The 21,113-nt window shown below is 66.1% G+C and carries 18 protein-coding genes and 1 tRNA gene; 14 read left to right on the top strand and 5 right to left on the bottom strand.

What is annotated here, in order from left to right; translation table 11 throughout:
- Positions 1-10 precede the first annotated feature (10 nt).
- Positions 11-3,370, bottom strand: a complete 3,360-nt coding sequence (gene putA, locus P2G62_RS05335; protein WP_275733843.1) for a bifunctional proline dehydrogenase/L-glutamate gamma-semialdehyde dehydrogenase PutA — start codon at positions 3,368-3,370, stop codon at positions 11-13.
- 115 nt (positions 3,371-3,485) lie between these two features.
- Here putA and P2G62_RS05330 point away from each other — a divergent pair, with 115 nt between their 5' ends.
- On the top strand, positions 3,486-3,965 hold the full coding sequence (locus tag P2G62_RS05330) for an Lrp/AsnC ligand binding domain-containing protein (protein WP_275733842.1): 480 nt from the start codon (positions 3,486-3,488) through the stop codon (positions 3,963-3,965).
- Here the strand turns inward: P2G62_RS05330 and P2G62_RS05325 are convergent.
- Complete coding sequence (locus tag P2G62_RS05325) at positions 3,949-4,356, bottom strand: META domain-containing protein (RefSeq protein WP_275733841.1); 408 nt, start codon at positions 4,354-4,356, stop codon at positions 3,949-3,951. The two genes, P2G62_RS05330 and P2G62_RS05325, sit on opposite strands and share 17 nt — an antisense overlap.
- Before the next feature lie 72 nt (positions 4,357-4,428).
- Positions 4,429-5,256: a MerR family transcriptional regulator gene (locus tag P2G62_RS05320; RefSeq protein WP_275733840.1), complete on the bottom strand. Its 828-nt coding sequence runs from the start codon at positions 5,254-5,256 to the stop codon at positions 4,429-4,431.
- A gap of 110 nt (positions 5,257-5,366) precedes the next feature.
- Between P2G62_RS05320 and P2G62_RS05315 the strand changes: the two genes are divergently transcribed.
- The 12 genes from P2G62_RS05315 (at position 5,367) to P2G62_RS05260 (ending at position 17,878) form a co-directional block, all read left to right on the top strand.
- Complete coding sequence (locus P2G62_RS05315) at positions 5,367-6,650, top strand: 4-aminobutyrate--2-oxoglutarate transaminase (RefSeq protein ID WP_275733839.1); 1,284 nt, start codon at positions 5,367-5,369, stop codon at positions 6,648-6,650.
- Positions 6,651-6,653: 3 nt separating this feature from the next.
- Positions 6,654-7,118: an Lrp/AsnC family transcriptional regulator gene (locus tag P2G62_RS05310; protein ID WP_275733838.1), complete on the top strand. Its 465-nt coding sequence runs from the start codon at positions 6,654-6,656 to the stop codon at positions 7,116-7,118.
- Between the two features lie 225 nt (positions 7,119-7,343).
- On the top strand, positions 7,344-9,308 hold the full coding sequence (locus tag P2G62_RS05305) for a heme lyase CcmF/NrfE family subunit (protein WP_275733837.1): 1,965 nt from the start codon (positions 7,344-7,346) through the stop codon (positions 9,306-9,308).
- 4 nt (positions 9,309-9,312) lie between these two features.
- Entirely contained in the window at positions 9,313-9,774 is a 462-nt protein-coding gene (locus P2G62_RS05300) for a cytochrome c-type biogenesis protein (RefSeq protein ID WP_275733836.1), read from the top strand.
- Between the two features lie 93 nt (positions 9,775-9,867).
- Entirely contained in the window at positions 9,868-10,644 is a 777-nt protein-coding gene (locus P2G62_RS05295) for an enoyl-CoA hydratase-related protein (protein ID WP_275733835.1), read from the top strand.
- A 46-nt stretch (positions 10,645-10,690) separates the two neighbouring features.
- Positions 10,691-10,776: transfer RNA gene (locus P2G62_RS05290), tRNA-Leu, on the top strand.
- A gap of 102 nt (positions 10,777-10,878) precedes the next feature.
- A complete protein-coding gene (locus P2G62_RS05285; protein ID WP_275733834.1) occupies positions 10,879-12,666 on the top strand; it encodes an ABC transporter transmembrane domain-containing protein in 1,788 nt (595 codons plus the stop codon).
- A 145-nt stretch (positions 12,667-12,811) separates the two neighbouring features.
- Positions 12,812-13,255: a peptidoglycan-binding protein LysM gene (gene lysM / locus P2G62_RS05280; RefSeq protein ID WP_275733833.1), complete on the top strand. Its 444-nt coding sequence runs from the start codon at positions 12,812-12,814 to the stop codon at positions 13,253-13,255.
- Positions 13,256-13,455: 200 nt separating this feature from the next.
- Entirely contained in the window at positions 13,456-15,345 is a 1,890-nt protein-coding gene (locus P2G62_RS05275) for an acyl-CoA synthetase (protein WP_275733832.1), read from the top strand.
- Positions 15,346-15,441: 96 nt separating this feature from the next.
- The gene (locus P2G62_RS05270) at positions 15,442-15,975 is read left to right on the top strand and encodes an alkylphosphonate utilization protein (protein WP_275733831.1); all 534 of its coding nucleotides are present in this window, start codon (positions 15,442-15,444) and stop codon (positions 15,973-15,975) included.
- A 140-nt stretch (positions 15,976-16,115) separates the two neighbouring features.
- Positions 16,116-17,051 carry a methyltransferase domain-containing protein gene (locus P2G62_RS05265; RefSeq protein ID WP_275733830.1) on the top strand — a complete coding sequence of 312 codons (936 nt, stop codon included), beginning with the start codon at positions 16,116-16,118 and terminating at the stop codon, positions 17,049-17,051.
- Between the two features lie 68 nt (positions 17,052-17,119).
- Complete coding sequence (locus P2G62_RS05260; RefSeq protein ID WP_275733829.1) at positions 17,120-17,878, top strand: DUF4239 domain-containing protein; 759 nt, start codon at positions 17,120-17,122, stop codon at positions 17,876-17,878.
- Positions 17,879-18,054: 176 nt separating this feature from the next.
- On the opposite strand, the gene ettA is transcribed toward P2G62_RS05260, so the two are convergent.
- The gene (gene ettA, locus P2G62_RS05255; protein ID WP_275733828.1) at positions 18,055-19,710 is read right to left on the bottom strand and encodes an energy-dependent translational throttle protein EttA; all 1,656 of its coding nucleotides are present in this window, start codon (positions 19,708-19,710) and stop codon (positions 18,055-18,057) included.
- 558 nt (positions 19,711-20,268) lie between these two features.
- On the opposite strand from ettA, the gene P2G62_RS05250 reads away from it, so the two are divergent.
- Complete coding sequence (locus P2G62_RS05250; protein WP_275733827.1) at positions 20,269-20,748, top strand: hypothetical protein; 480 nt, start codon at positions 20,269-20,271, stop codon at positions 20,746-20,748.
- A gap of 72 nt (positions 20,749-20,820) precedes the next feature.
- Here P2G62_RS05250 and P2G62_RS05245 read toward each other — a convergent pair whose 3' ends face one another.
- A complete protein-coding gene (locus P2G62_RS05245) occupies positions 20,821-21,027 on the bottom strand; it encodes a cold-shock protein (RefSeq protein ID WP_275733826.1) in 207 nt (68 codons plus the stop codon).
- Positions 21,028-21,113 lie beyond the last annotated feature (86 nt).

Below are 21,113 nucleotides of genomic sequence, written 5' to 3'. Positions count from 1 at the left end.
CGCCGGGGCGTCAAGCGCTGCCTGCACCGGCCAGCAGCTGGGCGTTGCCGCCCGCAGCCGTGGTGTCGATGCAGATATGGCGTTCGTGGAAGCAATGCGCGGCATCGGGCAGGCCGGTAATCAGCGGCAGGATCGGACCCGACCGTGCCGCCAGGGCACAGGCATAGGCGCGGGCTGCCGCGGCTTCTCCCCAGTAAAGTGCGGCCGAAAAATCCTGACTTTGGGTCAGGCTTTCGGGCGCGGCATCCGGGGCCAGCCGGGCCGTTCCGCCAAGCGCCTGCACGGCGGCGGCCTGTGCTGCGGCCTGTTCGGCGCCCGGCCCAAGGCACAGGATCGGCGCGCGCGGATGCAGCGTCAGACGGTTCGATTCGCCGGTGGGACCGGGCAGGCTGCGCTGCGGGGCGGGGGCATGTGTCGGCGGTGTGGCGCCGAAACGCACCAGATATTCCGGACCGCCCGCCTTTGGCCCGGTGCCCGACAGCCCCTCGCCGCCGAAGGGCTGCGCGCCCACGACCGCGCCGATCTGGTTGCGGTTGACGTAGATATTGCCGACATGCAGCGCCTCTGTCACCGCCTGCACGCGGCTGTCGATCCGGCTGTGCAACCCGAAGGTCAGGCCATAGCCGGTGGCGTTGATGTCGGCGATCACCTGGCCCAGATCCTCGGCGGCGAAGGTCGCGACATGCAGCACGGGGCCGAAGATCTCGCGCCCGAGCGCGGCGATGCCCGGCACGCGGATCAGGGTGGGCGGGATGAACAGGCCGTCCTTCGGCGCCGCGATCTGGTGGATCACCTCTGTGCCCGCTGCCGCGATATAGTCGGCGATGTTGCCGAAGGCCTCGGCGTCGATCACCGGGCCCACATCGGTGGTCAGATCCCAAGGCGTGCCCAGCCGCAATTCATCCATCGCGCCGATCAGCATCTCGATCACATGCGGCGCGATATCTTCTTGCAGATAGAGGCAACGCAGGGCCGAGCAGCGCTGGCCCGCCGACTGGAAGGCCGAAGCCAGAATGTCGCGCACCGCCTGTTCGGGCAGGGCGGTGGAATCGACCACCATCGCATTCAGCCCGCCGGTTTCCGCGATCAGCGGCGCGCCCGGGTCCAGATGTTCGGCCATCGCGCGGCGGATCGCCTGCGCGGTCTCGGTCGCGCCGGTGAAGGCCACGCCCGCGACCCGCGGATCGGAGGTCAGCGCGGCGCCCACCGTCGGCCCGTCGCCCGGCAGCAATTGCAACGCAGTCGCGGGCACGCCCGCCTGATGCAGCAGCCGCACCGCCAGCGTGGCGATCAGCGGTGTCTGTTCGGCCGGCTTGGCCAGCACGCCGTTGCCCGCCGCCAGCGCCGCCGCGATCTGCCCGGTGAAGATCGCCAGCGGGAAATTCCACGGGCTGATGCAGGTGAAAATGCCGCGCGGCTGGGCGGCCTCGGGGGCCTGCGCCGCATAGTAGCGCAGGAAATCCACCGCCTCGCGCAATTCACCCACCGCATCGGGCAGGTTTTTGCCCGCCTCGCGTGCCAGTGTCGCGAAGATCTGGCCGAAGTTTTCCTCATACAGATCGGCGGCGCGGTCCAGCGTGGCGGCGCGGGTCGCGGCATCGGCGGCCCAAGGGCGCGCGGCATCCAGCGCTGCGGCGACGTCGACGCCCGAGGCCATGCGCACCTCGCCCACCGGCGCGCCGCTGGCCGGGTCGGTCACCGGCACGGGCGGGCAGGGGGCACAGGGCGCGGCCAGCAGCGGTTCGGCCCCGGGCAGCAGGCCTGTGGCGAAGGGGGCGCGTGCGGTCTCGATCATGGCCAGCGTGCCGGCATCGGTCAGGTCGAACCCGCGCGAATTGACTCGCCCGGGGAACAGCGCGACTGGGCGCGCCAGCGCGGGGTTTTCGATCTGCGCGCAGGTCTCGATCGCGGCAAAGGGGCAGGCGGCCACCAGTTCGGGCGGCACGGTTTCATCGACGATCTGGTTGACGAAGCTGGAATTGGCGCCGTTTTCCAGCAGCCGCCGCACCAGATAGGCCAGCAGGTCGCGATGTGCGCCCACCGGCGCATAAATCCGGCAGCGCGTGCCATTGCCCCGCAGCACCAGATCGTGCAGCGCCTCGCCCATGCCATGCAGGCGCTGGAATTCGAAACCGCGCAGATCGGGCGCCATTTCCAGGATGGCGGCGACGGTATGGGCATTGTGGCCGGCAAATTGCGGATAGATCCGGTCGCTCATCCCCAGCAGCTTGCGCGCCAGCGCGATATAGCTGACATCGGTCGCCTGCTTGCGGGTGAACACCGGGAAATCGGCCAGCCCCAACACCTGCGCGCGCTTGATCTCGGCATCCCAATAGGCGCCCTTGACCAGCCGCAGCATGATCTTGCGATCCAGCCGCGTGGCCAGCGCATGCAGCCAGTCGATCACCGCGCCAGCGCGTCGCCCATAGGCCTGCACCACCACCGCAAATCCGTCCCAGCCGGCCAGATCGGGGCAAGCCAGCACCGCCTCGATCACCCGCAGCGACAGGGTCAGGCGGTCGGCTTCCTCGGCGTCGATGGTGAAGCTCATGTCGGCCGCCGCCGCCATCCGCGCCAGCCGGGTGACCACGGGCACGAGTTCCGCCATCACGCGGGCCTCTTGCGCCACCTCATAGCGCGGATGCAGCGCCGAGAGTTTCACCGAAATGCCCGGGTTGTCGCGCAGCGCGCCCGGTTTGCAGCGCGCCGAAATCGCGGTGATCGCCGCGGCATAGGCGGCCTCATACCGCTGCGCATCGGCGGCGGTGCGCGCGGCTTCACCCAGCATGTCATAGCTGTAGGAATAACCCTGCGCCTCGCGTTTCGCGGCGCGCGTCATCGCGGCGGAAATGGTTTCGCCCAGCACGAACTGGCGCCCCATTTCCTTCATCGCGCGGCCCACCGCCTTGCGGATCACCGGCTCTCCCAACCGCCGGATTGCGGCGCGCAGATGGCCCGCCATGCCCGGCGCGCGCGGGTCCAGCACCCGACCCGTCAGCATCAGCGCCCATGTCGAGGCATTGACCAGCGAACTGGCCGATTGCCCCAGATGCCGACCCCAGTCCGAGGGCGCGATCTTGTCCTCGATCAGCGCATCCATCGTCTCGGCGTCGGGCACGCGCAGCAGCGCCTCGGCCAGGCACATCAGCGCGATGCCCTCGTCGGTCGACAGCCCGTATTCGGCCAGAAACACCTCCATCAACCCGGGGCGGGCATCGGCGCGGATCGCGCGCACCAGATCGGCGCCCCGCGCTGCGATGCGGGCGCGGGTGGGTGCATCCAGCGCCGCCTCGGCGATCAGGCGGTGCAGCAGCGGCGCCTCGGGCTGCAGGGTCTGCGCGTCGATTTGGGCAAGCGTGGGGGCGGGCATCTGGGAACTCCTTGCCAGATTGGGGCGATTGCACCAGATTACGCCAGGCCTGCGCGGCGTTTCGCCCGATTATCACGACAAGGCAGGCGATTCGACCAAAGAATGGATAATATTCATGCCAAACGACCTTCCCGAGCTGGACCGCTATGACCGCAAGATTCTGGCCGAGCTGGTCGATGAGGGGCGGCTGAGCATGGCCGAACTCGCCCGCCGCGTCGGGCTGACGAAAACCCCGGTGCAGGCGCGGGTGAAACGGCTGGAGGAGCTGGGCGTCATCATCGGCTATCGCGCGGTGCTCAGCCCGATCCGCATGGGTCTGGCGCATGTGGCCTTTGTCGAGCTGCGCCTGTCAGACACCCGCGAGGCGGCGCTCAAGGCGTTCAACCGCGCGGTGCGCGCCCTGCCCGAGGTTGAGGAATGCCACATGATCGCGGGTGGTTTCGATTATCTGCTGAAGGTGCGCACCCGCGACATCGCCGATTATCGGCGGGTGATGGGCGAGAAGATTTCCGCCCTGCCGCATGTCGCCGCCACCTCGACCTATGTCGCGATGGAGGCGGTGGTCGAGGCGGTGGGGGCTATTTCCGTGCCGTGATCAGCACGGCGCCGGCCTGCGTCAGTTCCAGCGTGTCGCCGGAAATCCGCACGCCATCGACCCGACCGATGGTCGAATGGAAGGCCTGTTCGACCCGCATCACCTCGGGCGCGCACATCATCCGCGTGCCCGCCAGCGCGCCGATCTTCAACCGCGTACCCGCCGGTTCGATCCGCGCGTTATAGCGGTTGCAGCCCGACGACCCGGCCAGCAGCGCCTCTTGCGCGCGGGCGACCGTCACGCTGACCTCGGCGGGCACCGGCGTTTTGGCGATCTGCGTCACACGCCATTCTTCCCCCAGCGGCAGCGCGGCCAGCGGGTTCGCGGTGTTTTCCTCGCGGCAGGCGGTCAGGGCCAGCAGGGCAAGGGCGACAAGGGGCAGACGAGGCATGAAGCATCCTTTCAGGTTGGCGCCACCTTGCGCCGGGGGGCGGGGCAGGGCAACGCACCTCACGCAAGCGTGTCAGAAGCTGGGCGGCGTGTTGACCCAGATCAGGACGGTCTGGCCATCGGCGGCATTGGCCCAGGCATGCGGACGGCGGCTTTCGAAATAGATGGAATCGCCGGGGCCCAGCTCGTGCATTTCGTCGGTATCCAGCGTGATGCGGAAGCGCCCCTCAAGCACGGTGATGAATTCCTCGCCCTCGTGGTCATAGCCCCCCTGCGAGGTGGCGCCGGGCGACAGGATGAAACGGTGACAGTCCATCTGCCGGCGGCCCTCGGCCAGCACCTCGACGCGCACGCCTTCGACGGGCATCGGCCAGATCCTCGCGGCGCCTGCGCGCACCACCGCCCCCCCGGGTTCGTCCTGCCCTGACAGCCGCGAGACGGTCGTGCCGTAATATTGTGCCAGATCGGCCAGCACCTTGAAGCTGACGCCGGCGCCGGTGCGTTCCAGCGTGGACAGGGCCGAGGCCGAAATCCCCATCGCCAGCGCCACATCGTCCAGCCGCTCGCCCCGGGCCTGCCGGATCTGACGCAGCGCGGCGCCCAGCGGTTCGTTGGTGATGGCTTCGGCAGCCGGGGTCGTGCCCTCGGATTCCAGTGTGGCACGGATCGCCGCCGGGTTCAGACCCGCTTCGCGGCGCAGGAAGGCCACGCGCTGCAACCGCGCGACATCCGCCGCCGAATAGAGCCGCTGCCCCGAGGCACGCCGGGCCGGGCTGACCAGGCCCTGCGTCTCCCACAGGCGCAGGGTCGACGGCGCCACACCCGCCGCGCGCGCAGCTTCGGTCACCCGGAACAGCGGTTCGGGCTCTGCCTGCGGGATCGGTTCGGGTGAGTCGCTCATATTTTCAGCCATATACCGACAGGCTGCATCTTGCCACGCGCCGGGTAAAGAAATTTCTTGCAGAAAAAATGCAAAGTGCGATGGTGAAGCATCTCGAATCGGAGCATCCCATGACCGTGCAAACCTCGCCTGAGCTGACCACCCGCAAGAATACCGCCATCGCCAAGGGTGTCGGCATGTCCACCCAGATCTACGCCGCGCGCGCGGAAAATGCCGAGATCTGGGACAAGAACGGCACCCGTTACATCGACTTCGCGGCGGGGATCGCGGTGGTGAACACGGGGCACCGCCACCCCAAGGTGATCGAGGCGGTCAAGAAGCAGCTCGACAGCTTCACCCACACCTGCCACCAGGTCGTGCCCTATGAAAACTATGTCGAACTGGCCGAGCGGCTGAATGCCAAGGTGCCGGGCGATTTCGCGAAGAAGACGATCTTCACCACCACCGGCGCCGAAGCCGTTGAAAACGCAATCAAGATCGCGCGCCACTACACCAGCCGCGCGGGCGTCGTGGCCTTCGCGGGCGGCTTCCATGGCCGGACCTTCATGACCATGACGATGACCGGCAAGGTGCAGCCCTACAAGGCCGGCTTCGGCCCGATGATGAACGACGTGTGGCACCTGCCCTATCCGAACGCGCTGCACGGCGTGTCGATGGATGACGCGATTGCCGCGCTTGACCGTCTGTTCAAGGCCGATATCGAGCCGACCCGCGTCGCCGCGATCATTCTGGAGCCGGTGCAGGGCGAAGGCGGCTTCGTGCCCGCGCCCGATGGCTTCATGCAGAAGATCCGCGAGGTCTGCGACCAGCATGGCATCGTGATGATCGCCGACGAGGTGCAGACCGGCTTTGCCCGCACCGGCAAGCTGTTCGCGATGGAACATCACGGCGTGGCCGCCGACATCACCACCATGGCCAAGGGGCTGGGCGGCGGTCTGCCGATTTCGGCGGTGACCGGCCGTGCCGAGATCATGGACAGCCCGAACCCCGGCGGTCTGGGCGGCACCTATGCGGGCAACCCGCTGGGTGTGGCGGCGGCGCATGCCGTGCTGGACGTGATCGAGGAAGAAGGTCTGTGTGCCCGCGCCGAACGCATGGGCGCGCGGCTGAAGCAGCGTCTGGCGGCGATCGCCGACAGCGTGCCGGAAATCGCCGAGATCCGCGGCCCGGGCTTTATGAACGCGGTCGAGTTCAACGTCGCGGGCAGCGCCACGCCGAACCCCGAGTTCGTCAAGCGCGTGCTGGCCGAGGCGCTGGACCGCGGGCTGATCCTGCTCAGCTGCGGTGTCTATGGCAACGTCATCCGCTTCCTGGCGCCGCTGACGATCCCCGAGCCGGTGTTCGAAGAGGCGCTCGACATCATCGAGGCGTCGATCCTCGCCGCGAAGGGCTGAACCATGTGGGGCGAGGGGCCGCGGGCCGAGCGACTGGATGACACCGATCAACGTCTGATCGCGGCCCTGCGCCGCGACGGGCGGGCGGCGGTGTCGGATCTGGCTGCCCAGCTCGGCCTCTCGCGGGCCACGGTGCGGGCGCGGATCGAACGGCTGATGACCCGGGGCGAAATCTCGGGCTTCACGGTTCTGACGCGCTCGGATGTCACCGCGGCGCCGGTGCGCGGGCTGATGATGCTGACCATCGAAGGCCGGGGCACCGAACGGATCGTGCAGCGCCTGCTGGGCTTGCCCGCGGTGCAGGCGGTGCACACCACCAACGGCCAATGGGATCTGATCGTCGAGCTGGGCACGCGCAGCCTGCCCGAGCTGGACGAGATCCTGTTGCAGATCCGGCGGATCGAGGGCGTGCTGCGGTCAGAGACCAACCTGCAACTGTCGAGCCGCCGCCCCTCGGCACGGCTGTAGCCGGGGCGCCATAACAGGCGGGGCAGGGGGCGCTGCCCCCTCTTTCCCTGCGGGAAATTCACCCCCGGGATATTTTTGCCAGAAAGAAGGCCGGGTTGCCCGTTCCGGCCTGTGAGGGCGGGCGTTTGCATCACCATCGCGTGCCCCCCGCGACAATGGCGCGCATCCACCTTGGCCCGGGGCGTTTCCCCCTCTATGATCGCGCCGCGAACAGGAGGACCCCCAATGATTGCAGAGCTTGGCCATTTTGCCCTGATCCTCGCCTTTTTCGTGGCGATCGTTCAGGCAAGCGTGCCGTTGATCGGTGCCCAGAAAGGCTGGCGTGGCTGGATGGCGGTGGGGGAACCCGCGGCGACGGCGCAGTTCCTGCTGATTGCGGTGTCCTTCGCGGCGGTGACACATGCCTTTGTCACCTCGGATTTCTCGTTGCAGCTGGTCTACGAGAATTCGCATACCGACAAGCCGATGCTTTACAAGGTCTCGGGGGTGTGGGGCAACCACGAGGGGTCGATGCTGTTGTGGGTGCTGATCCTGTCGCTGTTCGGCGCGGCGGCGGCCTGGTTCGGGCAGGCCCTGCCGCCGACCTTGCGGGCGCGGGTGCTGAGCGTGCAGGCCTGGATCGGCGTGGCCTTCCTGGGCTTCATCCTGTTCACCTCGAACCCGTTTACCCGTCTGGCTGAGGCGCCGTTCAACGGGCGCGACCTGAACCCGCTGCTGCAAGACCCCGGTCTGGCCTTCCATCCGCCGTTCCTTTACCTCGGCTATGTCGGGCTTTCGATGGCGTTTTCCTTCGCCGTGGCCGCGCTGATCGAGGGCCGCGTCGATGCGGCCTGGGCCCGCTGGGTCCGGCCCTGGACGCTGGCCGCCTGGATCTTTCTGACCATCGGTATCGCGCTGGGGTCGTGGTGGGCCTATTACGAGCTGGGCTGGGGCGGGTTCTGGTTCTGGGACCCGGTCGAGAACGCGTCCTTCATGCCCTGGCTTCTGGCTGCGGCGCTGCTGCATTCCGCGATCGTCGTGGAAAAGCGCGAGGCGCTGAAAAGCTGGACGATCCTGCTGGCGATCATGGCTTTCGGTTTCTCGCTGATCGGCACGTTCATCGTGCGCTCGGGCGTCATCACCTCGGTGCACAGCTTTGCCAACGATCCCGAACGCGGCGTGTTCATCCTGGCGATTCTGGCGTTCTTCGTGGGCGGTGCGCTGACGCTGTTCACGGCGCGCGCGGCGTCGATGCAGGCCAAGGGCGTGTTTTCGATGGTCTCGCGCGAGACGGCGCTGGTGATCAACAACATCCTGCTGGCGGTGGCGGCGCTGGTGGTCTTCGTCGGCACCGTCTGGCCGCTGGTGGCCGAGATGCTGTGGGGGCGCAAGCTGTCGGTCGGCGCGCCGTTCTTTGAAAAGGCCTTCACGCCCTTCATGGTGCTACTGGCGATCTTGCTGCCGATCGGCGCGATGATGCCGTGGAAGCGCGCGCGGCTGGGGGCGCTGGTGCGGCCGCTGGCGCCGGCGCTGGTGCTGGCACTGGCCTGTGCGGGGTTGGCCTGGACGCTGGAAACCGGGCGTTCGCTGCTGGCTATGGTGGCCTCGGGGCTGGGCGCCTGGCTGGTCTTTGGCGCGATGGCCGAGCTGTGGGTGCGCGCCGGGCGCACGCCCGCACGTCTGACGCGCCTGCCGCGGGCCGACTGGGGCAAGGCCTGTGCGCATTCCGGGCTTGGCATCGTCTTTGCCGGGATCGGATTGTTGATGGCGGGGCAGGTCGAGGATATTCGCGTGGCCCAGGTGGGCGTGCCTTTCGAGGTCGCGGGATACGAGATCACGCTCGACAAGGTCGAGGAAGTGCAGGGGCCGAACTATGTGTCCAACACCGGCACGATGAGCGTGCGCCGTGACGGCAAGCTGATCGCCACGCTGCACCCCGAGAAACGCGCCTATCCGGTGCAGGCGATGCCCACGACCGAGGCCGACATCGACAACGGTTTCCTGCGTGACATCTATCTGGTGATCGGCGACGCACAACAAGGCGGCGGCTGGGCGGTGCGCACCTATATCAAACCCTTCGCGAACTGGATCTGGGCGGGCTGTCTGCTGATGGCCTTCGGCGGTCTGCTGAGCCTGACCGACCGGCGTTATCGTGTGGCCGCGGGGGCGCGCAAGGCGGTTGCCCCGGCGGTGGCCACCCCTGCGGAGTAAGAGCATGCTGAAACATCTGATCCTGTGCGCGGCGCTGCTGCTGCCGCTTGGCCCGGCCTTCGCCGTGCAACCCGACGAGGTATTGCCCGATCCGGCGATGGAAGCGCGCGCCCGCACGATCAGTCAGGTGCTGCGCTGCCCGGTCTGCCAGGGCGAGAATATCGACGAATCGAATGCCGAAGTGTCGCGCGATCTGCGGCTTCTGGTGCGCGAACGGCTGGTTGCGGGCGACAGCGACAGCGAGGTGCTGGACTACATCACCAACCGTTACGGCGAATATGTGCTGTTCGAGCCGGAAAAGACCGGCGCCAATCTGGTGCTGTGGTATTTGGGGCCGGCGGCGCTGATCGTCGCGCTTGGCGGTGCGCTGATCTATCTGCGCAGCCGCAGGCGGGATCTGAACACCCCCGTCGCGGGGTTGAGCGCCGATGAAGAGGCGCGGCTCAAGGAACTGATGGGCGACTGATCCTCTCACCGCGTTTCGCGTGACGCACGGTTTTGCTTCCGTCGCCGCGCAGGCGCGGTAATCTGGTGCGAATGCATCAGGGAGGAACCAACCATGCCGTATCAGGCGATCCGCTACGAAATTTCCGAAGGCATGGCGGTGATTACGCTCAATCGCCCCGAGGTGATGAACGCGCTCAGCAGTCAGATGCGCGCCGAGTTGCTGGAGGCGTTGAAGCGCGCTGCGGGCGAGGCGCGGGTGATCGTGCTGACCGGGGCAGGGCGGGCGTTCTGTTCGGGGCAGGATCTGGGGGATGGCGCGATGGCGGCGGGCCTGGATCTGGAGCGGGTGCTGCGCGACGAATACGAACCGATGCTGAAGGCGATCTACGAATGCCCGATTCCGGTGATCGCAGCGGTCAATGGCGCGGCGGCGGGGGCGGGGGCGAACCTTGCGCTGGCGGCGGATGTGGTGATCGCGGCGCAATCGGCGGCCTTCATGCAGGCCTTCACCCGGATCGGGCTGATGCCGGATGCGGGCGGCACCTACTGGCTGCCGCGTCAGGTCGGATTTGCGCGGGCGATGGGGCTGGCGCTGTTTGCCGACAAGATCGGCGCCGAACAGGCCGCGCAATGGGGTCTGATCTGGGAAGCGGTGGCCGATGTCGATTTCGAACATCACTGGCGCGCCCGGGCCGCGCATCTGGCCAAGGGGCCGACGGCGGCCTACGGGGCGGTGAAGCGGGCCCTGCGCGATGGCTATGGCAATGATCTGTCGCAGCAACTGGAACTTGAAGCGCAGCTGCAGGGCGGGCTGGGCGCCACCCGCGATTTCCGCGAAGGCGTGATGGCCTTCCTGGAAAAACGCGCGCCGCATTTCGAGGGGCGCTGAGCCGCCCCCTTGCCCCGCGCGGTCCTGCGCGCTAGCCAAGGGCTGTGCGGGCGTGGCGAAATGGTAGACGCATGGGACTTAAACTCCCTCGGGCGCAAGCCCATGCCGGTTCGAGTCCGGCCGCCCGCACCAACTTGCCGGCTCTGTGATGATCGTGCTGCGGTGCGGGCGGATTCCACCCTTGCCCCAGCCCGAGCCTGCCCCTAAACCCGTGGGCAACGAAGGGGGGACCGTATGGCACGCAGACCGCAGGCACCGATCGAGGATCGGCCGACGACCAAACGCATCGGCGCACTCAAGGGTCTGGCGCCGTTTGTCGCGCCCTACAAGCTGACCGCGATCGCCGCGCTGGCGGCGCTGGCGCTGACCGCCTCGATCAGCCTGATCCTGCCGCTGGCGGTGCGCCGCGTGGTCGACGGTTTCCAGCAAGGCGCGCAGCTGCTGGACGAATATTTCACCGCGGCGCTGGTGATCGCAGGCCTGCTGGCCCTGGGCACGGGTGCGCGCTACTACCTTGTCACCCGGTTCGGCGAACGGGTCGTGGCCGACATTCGCAAGGCCGTCTTCGACCGCGTTCTGGGCATGAGCCCCGCCTTTTTCGAACGCATCCTGACCGGCGAGATCATCAGCCGGATCACCACCGACACCACGCTGATCCTGTCGGTGATCGGCTCGTCGGTGTCGGTGGCGCTGCGCAACGTGCTGATCCTGCTGGGGGGCATGACGATGTTGCTCATCACCTCGGCCAAGCTGACCGGGCTGGTGCTGCTGGTGGTGCCTGCTGTCGTCGTGCCGATCATTGTGCTGGGCCGCCGCCTGCGGGTTCTGTCGCGGGAAAACCAGGACTGGATCGCCAATTCCTCGGGCGCGGCGTCCGAGGCGCTGTTGTCGGCGCAGACCGTGCAGGCCTTCACCCATGAACCGCAGACCCGCGCGGCCTTTGCCGATGTGACCGAGAAAAGCTTTGCCTCGGCGCACAAGCGGATTTCGACGCGCGCGGTGATGACGGTGATCGTGATCTTCCTGGTCTTTGCAGGGGTCGTGGGGGTGCTGTGGGTCGGCGCGCGCGATGTGCGCATGGGCCAGATGTCGGTGGGCGAGCTGGTGCAGTTCGTGATCTATGCGGTGATGGTTGCGGGTTCGGTGGGCGCGCTGTCGGAAATCTGGGGCGAGATCCAGCGCGCCGCCGGGGCGACCGAACGTCTGGTCGAACTGCTGTCGGCCGCGGACAGCGTGAAGGACCCCACGCATCCGGTGCCGCTGCCGATGCCCGCGCGCGGCGAGCTGCGCTTCGAAGATGTCAGCTTCCACTATCCCTCGCGGCCGGAAACCTCGGCGCTGGATCATGTCACGCTACATATCGCGCCGGGCGAGACGGTGGCGCTGGTCGGGCCTTCGGGCGCGGGCAAGACCACGGTCATTCAACTGATCCAGCGGTTCTGGGACCCGGAGACGGGCCGCGTGACGCTGGACGGCTACGACCTGCGCGATCTGGCGCGGCACGATTTCCGCCATGCCATCGCGCTGGTGCCGCAAGACCCGGTGATCTTTGCCGCCTCGGCGCGCGAAAATATCCGCTTCGGCCGCCCCGATGCGACCGATCATCAGGTCGAAGAGGCCGCGCGCGCCGCGCATGCCTATGACTTCCTGGCGGCGCTGCCGCAGGGGTTTGATACCTATGTCGGCGAGCGCGGCGTGATGCTGTCGGGCGGGCAAAAGCAACGTATCGCGATTGCGCGGGCGATCCTGCGCGATGCGCCCGTTCTGCTGCTGGACGAGGCGACCTCGGCGCTGGATGCGGCGTCCGAACGCGAAGTGCAGGCGGCGGTCGAGCGGCTGGCCGTGGGGCGCACCACGATCATCGTCGCACACCGCCTGGCCACGGTGAAGAAGGCCGACCGCATCGTCGTCTTCGACGAAGGCCGCATCATCGCGCAGGGCACGCATGATGCGCTGGTTGCCGAAGGCGGGCTTTACGCCGAACTCGCGCGGCTGCAATTCACCGACGGCGCCGCCGTCTGAGCGGCGTCGGCACGACAGGACGCAGGAGGGAAAGCCCGAAGATTTTCCCCTGTCCCATGTCATTCGAATGATGCACCCTGTGCCTATGGTGTCGCTGGCCCGCCCGGGCCGGTCGCACGATCTGGTGCATTGGAAGGAGTGAAACATGGGTCTGTGGAATTTCGTCAAGGGTGCGGGCAAATCTTTGTTCGGCTCGAAAGCCGAAGCCGCCGAGGCGCCGAAGGAAGAGGTGCTGAAAGCCGAGCTGAAAGACCTTGGTCTGAACACCGAAGGGGTCGAGCTGACGGTCGAGGGCGACAAGGTCGTCGTATCGGGCAAGGCGGTCGACGCCGAGACCAAGGAAAAGATCATTCTTGCGGTGGGCAACGTCGATGGCGTGGCCTCGGTCGAAACCTCGCATGACGACGACACTGCCGATGCGGTGTTCCATACCGTCGAAAAGGGCGACACGCTTTCGGCGATTGCGAAAAAGACGCTGGGCAATGCCAACCGCTACATGGAAATCTTTGAAGCCAACAAGCCGATGCTGACCCACCCGGACAAGATCTATCCGGGGCAGGTGCTGCGCATCCCCGGTGGCAAGGCCTGATCCGTCGGCCATAGAAGTTTGCAGGGCGGCACGTATCCCGGGCCGCCCTGTGCATTTCCGGGGGGCGCGGCGGTCCCCTTTCCAAACGTCAACCGGGCTGTGACGTGACGTTTCAGCTCTGCCCTACCCTTGCCGCCACGGGGCCTTTTGCCGCATGGTGAGGGCCAGGTTCGCGGAGGAACGAGCCGAGGGAGGGACTTATGCCGACATTTGCATCCATCGCGGATCGCGATGCTGTTGAAGCTGAAATGCCGTGGGAAGCGCGCGAGCGGGCAACCACGATGTATGATTTTCTGTCGCGGGCCAAGGCCGCGCATGGTGCCCGTCCGGCACTGTCCTTCCAGATCACCTCGGGGCCCAAGGACCGGGCCGAGACCCTGACCTGGGCGCAGCTGCATGCGCGGGTCACGCAGGTTGCGAACCTGCTGCGCAAGCTGGGGGTGGGCGAGACCGACACGGTCGCCTATCTGCTGCCGAACTGCCTGGAAACGGCGGTCACGCTGTTGGCCGGGTCGGTCGCGGGCATCGTCAATCCGGTCAACCCCTTGCTGGAAGCCGAACAGATCGCCGCGATCCTGCGCGAAACCAAGACCAAGGTTCTGGTCACGCTGAAAAGCTTTCCCAAAAGCGATATCGCCCAGAAGGCGGCCGAGGCGGTCAAGCACGCACCCAATGTGCAGACCGTGCTGGAAATCGACCTCAACCGCTATCTGAGCCCGCCGAAAAGCCTGATCGTGCCCTTCATCCGGCCGAAAACGCCGCTGAAGCATCATGCCGATGTGTTCAACTTCAACACCGAAGCGGCCAAGATGCCGGGCGACAAGCTGATGTTCGCGGATTCGACGGGCGACCGTGTGGCCGCCTATTTCCACACCGGCGGCACCACCGGCATGCCGAAGGTGGCGCAGCACAAATATTCGGGGATGATCTATAACGGCTGGCTGGGCGGCAAGCTGCTGTTCGACGAGAGCGACGTTATGATCTGTCCGCTGCCGCTGTTCCATGTGTTCGCGGCCTATCCGATCCTGATGTCGGCGATCGACGCGGGCGCGCATGTGGTGTTGCCGACGCCCGCGGGCTATCGCGGCGAAGGGGTGTTCGACAATTTCTGGAAACTGGTCGAGCGCTGGCAGGTCACCTTCCTGATTACCGTGCCCACCGCGATTGCCGCGCTGATGCAGCGCAAGGTCGATGCAGACATCTCCAGCCTGCGCACGGCGATTTCCGGTTCTGCGCCGCTGCCGGTCGAGCTTTACAACCGCTTCAAAGAGGCGACCGGGGTCGAGATCTGCGAGGGCTACGGGTTGACCGAGGCGACCTGTCTGGTCGCGGTGAACCCGGTCGACGGGCATAAGAAAGTGGGCTCGGTCGGGATTCCGCTGCCCTACACCCATGTCCGCATCCTGCGCAAAACCAATGGCGCCTTTATCGAATGCGACGTCGACGAGGTGGGCGAGATTTGCGTGGCCAACCCCGGTGTGTTCGAAGGGTCGACCTATACCGAGGCTGACAAGAACCACGACCTGTTCGCCGAAGACCGCTTCCTGCGCACCGGCGATCTGGGGCGGATCGACCCGGACGGCTATTTGTGGATCACCGGGCGCGCCAAGGATCTGATCATCCGCGGCGGGCATAACATCGACCCCGCCGAAATCGAAGAGGCGCTGCTGATCCATCCGGCGGTGGCCTTCGCAGGTGCCATCGGCCAGCCCGACAGCTTCGCGGGCGAATTGCCCTGCGTCTATGTTGAACTGATCGCAGGGGCCACGGTCAGCAGCGAAGAGCTGGCCGCCCATGCGAAACGGCACATCCATGAACGCGCCGCGATCCCCAAGCATATCGAGGTGATGGACGAATTGCCGAAAACCGCGGTTGGCAAGATCTTCAAGCCCGATCTGCGCAAGCGTGCCATCACCCGGGTGCTGGATGCGGCGCTGGCCGAAGCGGGTATTCCGGCGCATGTCGTGTCCGTGGTCGAGGACAAGAAACGCGGTCTGGTTGCGCAACTCGCGACCACCGGCACGGTGGATGACGATGCGCTCAAGCACAAGCTGGGCGAGTTCACCGTGGCATGGGACTGGGCGAAGTAAGCTGCGGGCCGCGCCCTTATGGGCGCGGCTTGTGCTGACGCGCGGCTTGCCTTTCCCTCTGCCGGCTCCTAAGCCGGAGCAAAGATGGAGGGACCGATGGCGGTAATTGATGATCTGAAAGCCCGCGCGGGCGGCGTTTGCGAATTCTGTGGCGCGACCGAGGGGCTGGCGGCGCAGGATCTGGCGGGCACGGACGAGCAGCTTCTGCTGTGCGAAACCTGCCGCTCGGACGACGCCCCCGAGGCGCATTGGCGCTGCCTTGAAGGGGCGGCGTGGTCGGCGATCCCTGCCGTTCAGGCCGCTGTCTGGCGCAAGCTTGGGCAGATCGACGCGCCCTGGGCGCAAGAGGCGCGCGACGGCATGATGCTGGAGCCCGAGGTGCAGGCTCTGGCCGAAACCGGACAGGCGGCGGCAGGCGTGGTGCATCGCGACAGCAACGGTGCCATTCTGGCGCAGGGCGATACCGTCACGCTGATCAAGGATCTGCCGGTCAAGGGCGCAGGCTTCACCGCCAAGCGCGGCACCGCTGTGCGCGGGATTTCCCTTGTGACCGACAATCCCGCGCATATCGAAGGCCGTGTCGAAGGCCAGCGCATCGTGATCCTGACCGAGTTCGTCAAGAAACGGTGATCTGGTCAGGCACGCAGGGGGATTGACGAAACCGTTGCCACGGATCATCTGGCAACGGTTCCCTAGTCTGGTCAATCATGCGTCAACCTCTGTCGTAACCCGCTCCTGAACGGCGGCATTTCTCCAGTTCAGGACATCACATGATACCCCTTCAGTTTTCTTCCGGCGATCTGATCGCCGATCGTCGCGCCGACTATGCCGAGGGCCTGTTGGCGGCGGGCGAGGCGGCGGCTGCCGCCGATCTTTATGCGCAGGCGCTGGAAATCGCACCGCAGTGGGGCGCCGGCTGGTATCGGCTGGGCGAGATCCGGGCCGATCACGGGCTGGATGGGGCGGCGGACGCGCTGGAGCGCGCGCTGCAGCTTGATCCCGCCGATCCGTTCGGGGCGGCGCTGCGCCGCGATCTGCTGCGCGGTCAGCCCCTGGCCGACACCATGCCCGCAGCCTTCGTCGAGGCGCTGTTCGACCAATATGCCGCGCATTTCGATCATGCGCTGGTCGAGACGCTGGACTACCGCGCGCCACAACTGCTGCGTGCCGGGCTGGCGGGGCGGTTCGCCCGGGTGCTGGATCTGGGCTGCGGCACCGGGCTGATGGGGGCGGCATTGCGCGATCTGGCCGACCATCTGGAAGGGTGGGACATCTCGGCCGAGATGCTGCGCGAGGCCGGGGCCAAGCAGATCTACGACCGGCTGGCGAAGGCCGATCTGGGGCGCCTCGATCTGCCCGTGGAAAGCTGGGATCTGGTCACTGCGGCGGATGTGTTCCTGTATCTGGGCGCGCTGGAGCAGATCGTGGGCTGGGTCGCGCAGGCGCTGGTGCCGGGCGGCATTTTCGCCTTCACGGTGGAGCTGAGCGAGGACGCCCCCGTCCTCCTGCGCGAAAGCCGCCGTTACGCCCATTCCGAGGCCTATATCCGCGATCTGCTGGCGCAGGCCGGGTTCACCCCGCAGATCACGCGCGCGGTGCTGCGGATGGACCGGGGCGCCGCAATCGAAGGGCTGGTGGTGCAGGCCACCCGCAGCGCACCGGGCCTGCGGCGCCAATCGGATGGCGAGGATATGGCGGTGGCGTGAGGCAACACGCGCGGTTTTCCTGACCGGAGTTTGCGCTATGCTGGGGCATCGCGACAACGGGGGCAGGGATGAACTGGCTGGCTTATGAGCATTATTCCTATGCGGCGCTGGCAGTTCTGGGCACGCTGGCGGCCGTGTGGCTGGTACATTGGCTTGCGCATCACGGCATGCTGGCCGGGCGGCTGGAGCGGTTCCGGGGCGTGGCACCGCCGTTTCTGAACGTGAATGCGATGCTGTTTGGCCTGACGCTGGCCTTCATTGCGAATGATACCTGGTCGGCGCGCGACCGGGCGATGGATGCGGTGCTGCGCGAAGCTGACAATCTGCGCAGTTTGCTGGTGCTGGCCGAGGTGCTGCCCGCGCCGCAGCAGGCTGCGCTGACGGGGGCGGTGTGCGACTATGGCACACAGGTGGCGGCGGAGTTCGGCGCATTGCGCACGCGCGAGGTGGCGCCTGGTGCGTCGGTGGCTGCGGATGCCATGCTGCGACTGGTCGCGGGGCCCGGGTTGGCGCAAGCGGCGGGCGACGTGCTGCAGGCCGAGATGCTGCGCAAGGTGATGGTGCTGCGCGACGACCGCGATCTGCGGGTCTCGTTGTCGCGCACGCATCTGAACCCGTTGAAATGGCTGGGAATGGCGGCGCTGGGGTTTCTGACCATCCTGTCAATCGCGGTGGTGCATCTGGAGACGCCCCGCGCCGGGATGCTGGCGATTGCGCTTTTTGCACTCGCCGCCGCACCATCCGCGGCAATCGTTCTGGTGCAGGGAAATCCGTTTCAGCAACCTGCCGCGATTTCAGCCGAGGCGATTGTAGAGGCGGTGCGCTAGGGGCGCTGCCCCTCTTGGCCTGCGGCCAATTCACCCCGGGATATTTTTGCCAAAGAGAAAGCGGACGGGGGCCGTGACCTGCGGAGCGGCGGCCGGGGCTGGCGGGCGGAGGCGTTGATCACGCAGACATGGCCGTGTCGGAAAAAGAAAGGCCGGGGAAGCCCCGGCCTTTTGCTTTACCGCGTGAACTTCTTGTATTTCACGCGCTTGGGTTCGACCGCATCCGGGCCCAGACGGCGGATCTTGTCTTTTTCGTAATCCTCGAAGTTGCCCTCGAAGAATTCGACATGGGCGTCGCCCTCAAACGCCAAGATATGCGTGCACAGGCGGTCGAGGAAGAAGCGGTCGTGCGAGATGATGATCGCGCAGCCGGCGAAATCTTCGATCGCGGCTTCCAGCGCCTGCAGGGTTTCGACGTCCAGGTCGTTGGTCGGTTCGTCGAGCAGCAGCAGGTTGCCGCCGGATTTCAGCAGCTTGGCCATATGCACGCGGTTGCGTTCACCGCCCGACAGCAGGCCCACTTTCTTCTGCTGGTCGCTGCCCTTGAAGTTGAACGCGCCGACATAGCTGCGGCTGGCGATGGTCGCGTCGCCCAGCGTGATCAGTTCGGCCCCGCCCGAGATTTCTTCCCAGACGTTCTTGTCCGGGTCGAGCGCGTCGCGCGACTGGTCGACGAAGGACATCTTCACGGTGTCGCCCACCTCGATGGTGCCTTCATCGGGTTTCTCGTCGCCGACGATCATCTTGAACAGCGTCGATTTGCCGGCGCCGTTCGGGCCGATCACGCCGATGATGCCGCCCGGCGGCAGGCTGAACGACAGGTTCTCGATCAGCAGCTTGTCACCCATATGCTTCTTCAGCCCGTTGACCTCGAGCACCTTGGAGCCAAGGCGCGGGCCGTTCGGAATGACGATCTGGGCCTTGCCGACCCGGTCCTTGACGCTTTCGTCGGCCATTTTCTCGTAGGCCGAGATCCGGGCCTTGGATTTCGCCTGACGGGCCTTGGCCCCGGCGCGGATCCATTCGAGTTCCTTTTCCATGACCTTCTGCTTGGCCTTGTCTTCGCGGGCCTCTTGCTCCAGCCGCTTGGCCTTCTGTTCCAGCCAGGCGGAATAGTTGCCCTCGTAGGGGATGCCGCGGCCGCGTTCGAGTTCGAGAATCCAGCTGGTGATGTCATCCAGGAAGTAACGGTCGTGGGTGACGCACAGGATCGTGCCCTTGTAGTCGATCAGGTGCTTTTGCAGCCAGGCGATGGTTTCGGCGTCCAGGTGGTTGGTCGGTTCGTCCAGCAGCAGCATGTCGGGCGCTTCCAGCAGCAGCTTGCACAGTGCGACGCGGCGGCGTTCGCCCCCCGACAGGCTGGCGACGTTCGCGTCGTCGGGCGGGCAGCGCAGCGCTTCGAGCGCGATGTCGACCTGGCTGTCCAGATCCCACAGGTTTTCGGCGTCGATCTCGTCCTGCAGGCGGGCCATTTCCTCGGCGGTTTCATCCGAGTAGTTCATCGCCAGTTCGTTATAGCGTTCCAGCTTGGCCGTCTTGTCGGCCACGCCTTCCATGACGTTTTCGCGCACGGTCTTGCTGTCGTCCAGGTTCGGTTCCTGCGCGAGGTAGCCGACCTTGGCGCCCTTGGCGGCCCAGGCTTCGCCCTGAAAATCCTTGTCGATCCCGGCCATGATCTTGAGCAGGGTGGACTTACCCGCGCCGTTGACGCCGACAACACCGATCTTCACGCCGGGCAGGAAGTTCAGCCGGATATTTTCAAAGCACTTCTTGCCGCCGGGATAGGTCTTCGAGACACCATCCATGTGGTAGACATATTGATAGGACGCCATCGGAAAACCTCGTTCGCGGATATGTGGAGTTGGCGCCTATGTAGGCGAATTAGGGGGGCAGGGGAAGGGGCGGGCGGCACAGTTCGGGCCGGATCGGGCCGTGGCGGCAGGGTTGCGGGGCCTTCGGCGTTCGGGCACGGCGGCATGGGGGCGCAAAGCGACAGGTAACGCCGGGTGCCGCAATGGCGATTCTGTGCCGGTGCCTGCTGTGCGAGGCTGATTCCCGCTTGCGGCACCTGTCTTCGGTCGGTTGGTGTTCACGCACCCCCCCCCCCGATCCTCACGGTTGATCGCAAACATCTGATCGGAGGGTCCGTGGCGACGGCGGGCATGCGTGGTTCCCCGGGGTGGCGGGGACGGTTTCAGGGCCAATGCTGCTTGGCTAAAAGTGAACGCTATAGCGCCCAGATGAATTTCAACACTGCAAAAATGCACAATAACAGGATAATTCTGGGGGATGTCTTATCTGAGCGCGCAGGTCTAACTCTGCCTCATCGAAGGTCGAACGGGCCCGATGCCCGGACCACGAACCAGATACCAAGTGCATAGGAGATAGACATGCGTAACCCGACCATCACCCTGAGCCTGATTGCCCTGCTTGCCGGGGGCGCCGCTTCGGCGCAGGCCATCAGCCCCGCGCAACTGCAACTGGCGGCCCGCCTGGGCGTCGATGCCTCGCAGTATTCGACCAGCCAGCTTGTCGCGCTCGAAGCCGTCAAGAGTGACAATGAAAGTGCCGCCCCGTTCAGCCTGGTTCCGGTCGGCAAGGTGGCAGGTCCGACCGCGGGCGACCGTCAGCTGGCTGCACAGGCTGGTGTGAATGCCGAAGACTACACCACCGCCGAGCTGGTTTCGCTGAACGAGGCGCTGCGGGCGGGCAAGTTCGAAGTGGCCGAGGCGATCATCTCGCATGGTGGCAAGAACCGCACCGATGCGATCACCGCCGGGCGGGCACAGCTGGCCGCACAAGCCGGTGTGAATCCCGCCGACTATACGGTGCCTCAGCTGGTTGCGCTGAACAATCGCAGCGACGACTGATCGAGACATGACCGGAAACGGAAAAAGGCGGCCTTTCGGCCGCCTTTCAACCATTCGAAAATCCGAAAAGGATCAGGCCAGCGCCAGGTTGGTCGCCGACTCGCGGCCGTCACGGCCTTTTTCCAGATCGAAGGTCACAGCTTGACCGTCGTTCAGGCCACGCAGGCCCGCACGCTCAACCGCCGAGATGTGAACGAAGATGTCTTTGCCGCCGTTTTCCGGGGCGATAAAGCCGAAGCCTTTGGTGGTGTTGAACCATTTCACGGTGCCGTTGGCCATCGTGTGTCTCCTTTGATATGCTGCCCGCGAGAGTGCGGCAGCCCGGCTCAGTCACGTCAAAATCGCGAACTGAAGCCCAAAGGAGC

It is taken from the genome of Paenirhodobacter sp. CAU 1674 (assembly GCF_029222945.1).
In the GTDB taxonomy this organism is placed as follows: domain Bacteria; phylum Pseudomonadota; class Alphaproteobacteria; order Rhodobacterales; family Rhodobacteraceae; genus Rhodobacter.
This window is presented reverse-complemented; position numbering and strand designations above follow the sequence as displayed.

Excerpts from the sequence above, each read along its gene's own strand:
- putA (WP_275733843.1), bottom strand. The coding sequence starts at position 3,370 with ATGCCCGCCCCCACGCTTGCCCAAATCGACGCGCAGACCCTGCAGCCC.
- P2G62_RS05330 (WP_275733842.1), top strand. The coding sequence starts at position 3,486 with ATGCCAAACGACCTTCCCGAGCTGGACCGCTATGACCGCAAGATTCTG.
- P2G62_RS05325 (WP_275733841.1), bottom strand. The coding sequence starts at position 4,356 with ATGCCTCGTCTGCCCCTTGTCGCCCTTGCCCTGCTGGCCCTGACCGCC.
- P2G62_RS05320 (WP_275733840.1), bottom strand. The coding sequence starts at position 5,256 with ATGAGCGACTCACCCGAACCGATCCCGCAGGCAGAGCCCGAACCGCTG.
- P2G62_RS05315 (WP_275733839.1), top strand. The coding sequence starts at position 5,367 with ATGACCGTGCAAACCTCGCCTGAGCTGACCACCCGCAAGAATACCGCC.
- P2G62_RS05310 (WP_275733838.1), top strand. The coding sequence starts at position 6,654 with ATGTGGGGCGAGGGGCCGCGGGCCGAGCGACTGGATGACACCGATCAA.
- P2G62_RS05305 (WP_275733837.1), top strand. The coding sequence starts at position 7,344 with ATGATTGCAGAGCTTGGCCATTTTGCCCTGATCCTCGCCTTTTTCGTG.
- P2G62_RS05300 (WP_275733836.1), top strand. The coding sequence starts at position 9,313 with ATGCTGAAACATCTGATCCTGTGCGCGGCGCTGCTGCTGCCGCTTGGC.
- P2G62_RS05295 (WP_275733835.1), top strand. The coding sequence starts at position 9,868 with ATGCCGTATCAGGCGATCCGCTACGAAATTTCCGAAGGCATGGCGGTG.
- P2G62_RS05285 (WP_275733834.1), top strand. The coding sequence starts at position 10,879 with ATGGCACGCAGACCGCAGGCACCGATCGAGGATCGGCCGACGACCAAA.
- lysM (WP_275733833.1), top strand. The coding sequence starts at position 12,812 with ATGGGTCTGTGGAATTTCGTCAAGGGTGCGGGCAAATCTTTGTTCGGC.
- P2G62_RS05275 (WP_275733832.1), top strand. The coding sequence starts at position 13,456 with ATGCCGACATTTGCATCCATCGCGGATCGCGATGCTGTTGAAGCTGAA.
- P2G62_RS05270 (WP_275733831.1), top strand. The coding sequence starts at position 15,442 with ATGGCGGTAATTGATGATCTGAAAGCCCGCGCGGGCGGCGTTTGCGAA.
- P2G62_RS05265 (WP_275733830.1), top strand. The coding sequence starts at position 16,116 with ATGATACCCCTTCAGTTTTCTTCCGGCGATCTGATCGCCGATCGTCGC.
- P2G62_RS05260 (WP_275733829.1), top strand. The coding sequence starts at position 17,120 with ATGAACTGGCTGGCTTATGAGCATTATTCCTATGCGGCGCTGGCAGTT.
- ettA (WP_275733828.1), bottom strand. The coding sequence starts at position 19,710 with ATGGCGTCCTATCAATATGTCTACCACATGGATGGTGTCTCGAAGACC.
- P2G62_RS05250 (WP_275733827.1), top strand. The coding sequence starts at position 20,269 with ATGCGTAACCCGACCATCACCCTGAGCCTGATTGCCCTGCTTGCCGGG.
- P2G62_RS05245 (WP_275733826.1), bottom strand. The coding sequence starts at position 21,027 with ATGGCCAACGGCACCGTGAAATGGTTCAACACCACCAAAGGCTTCGGC.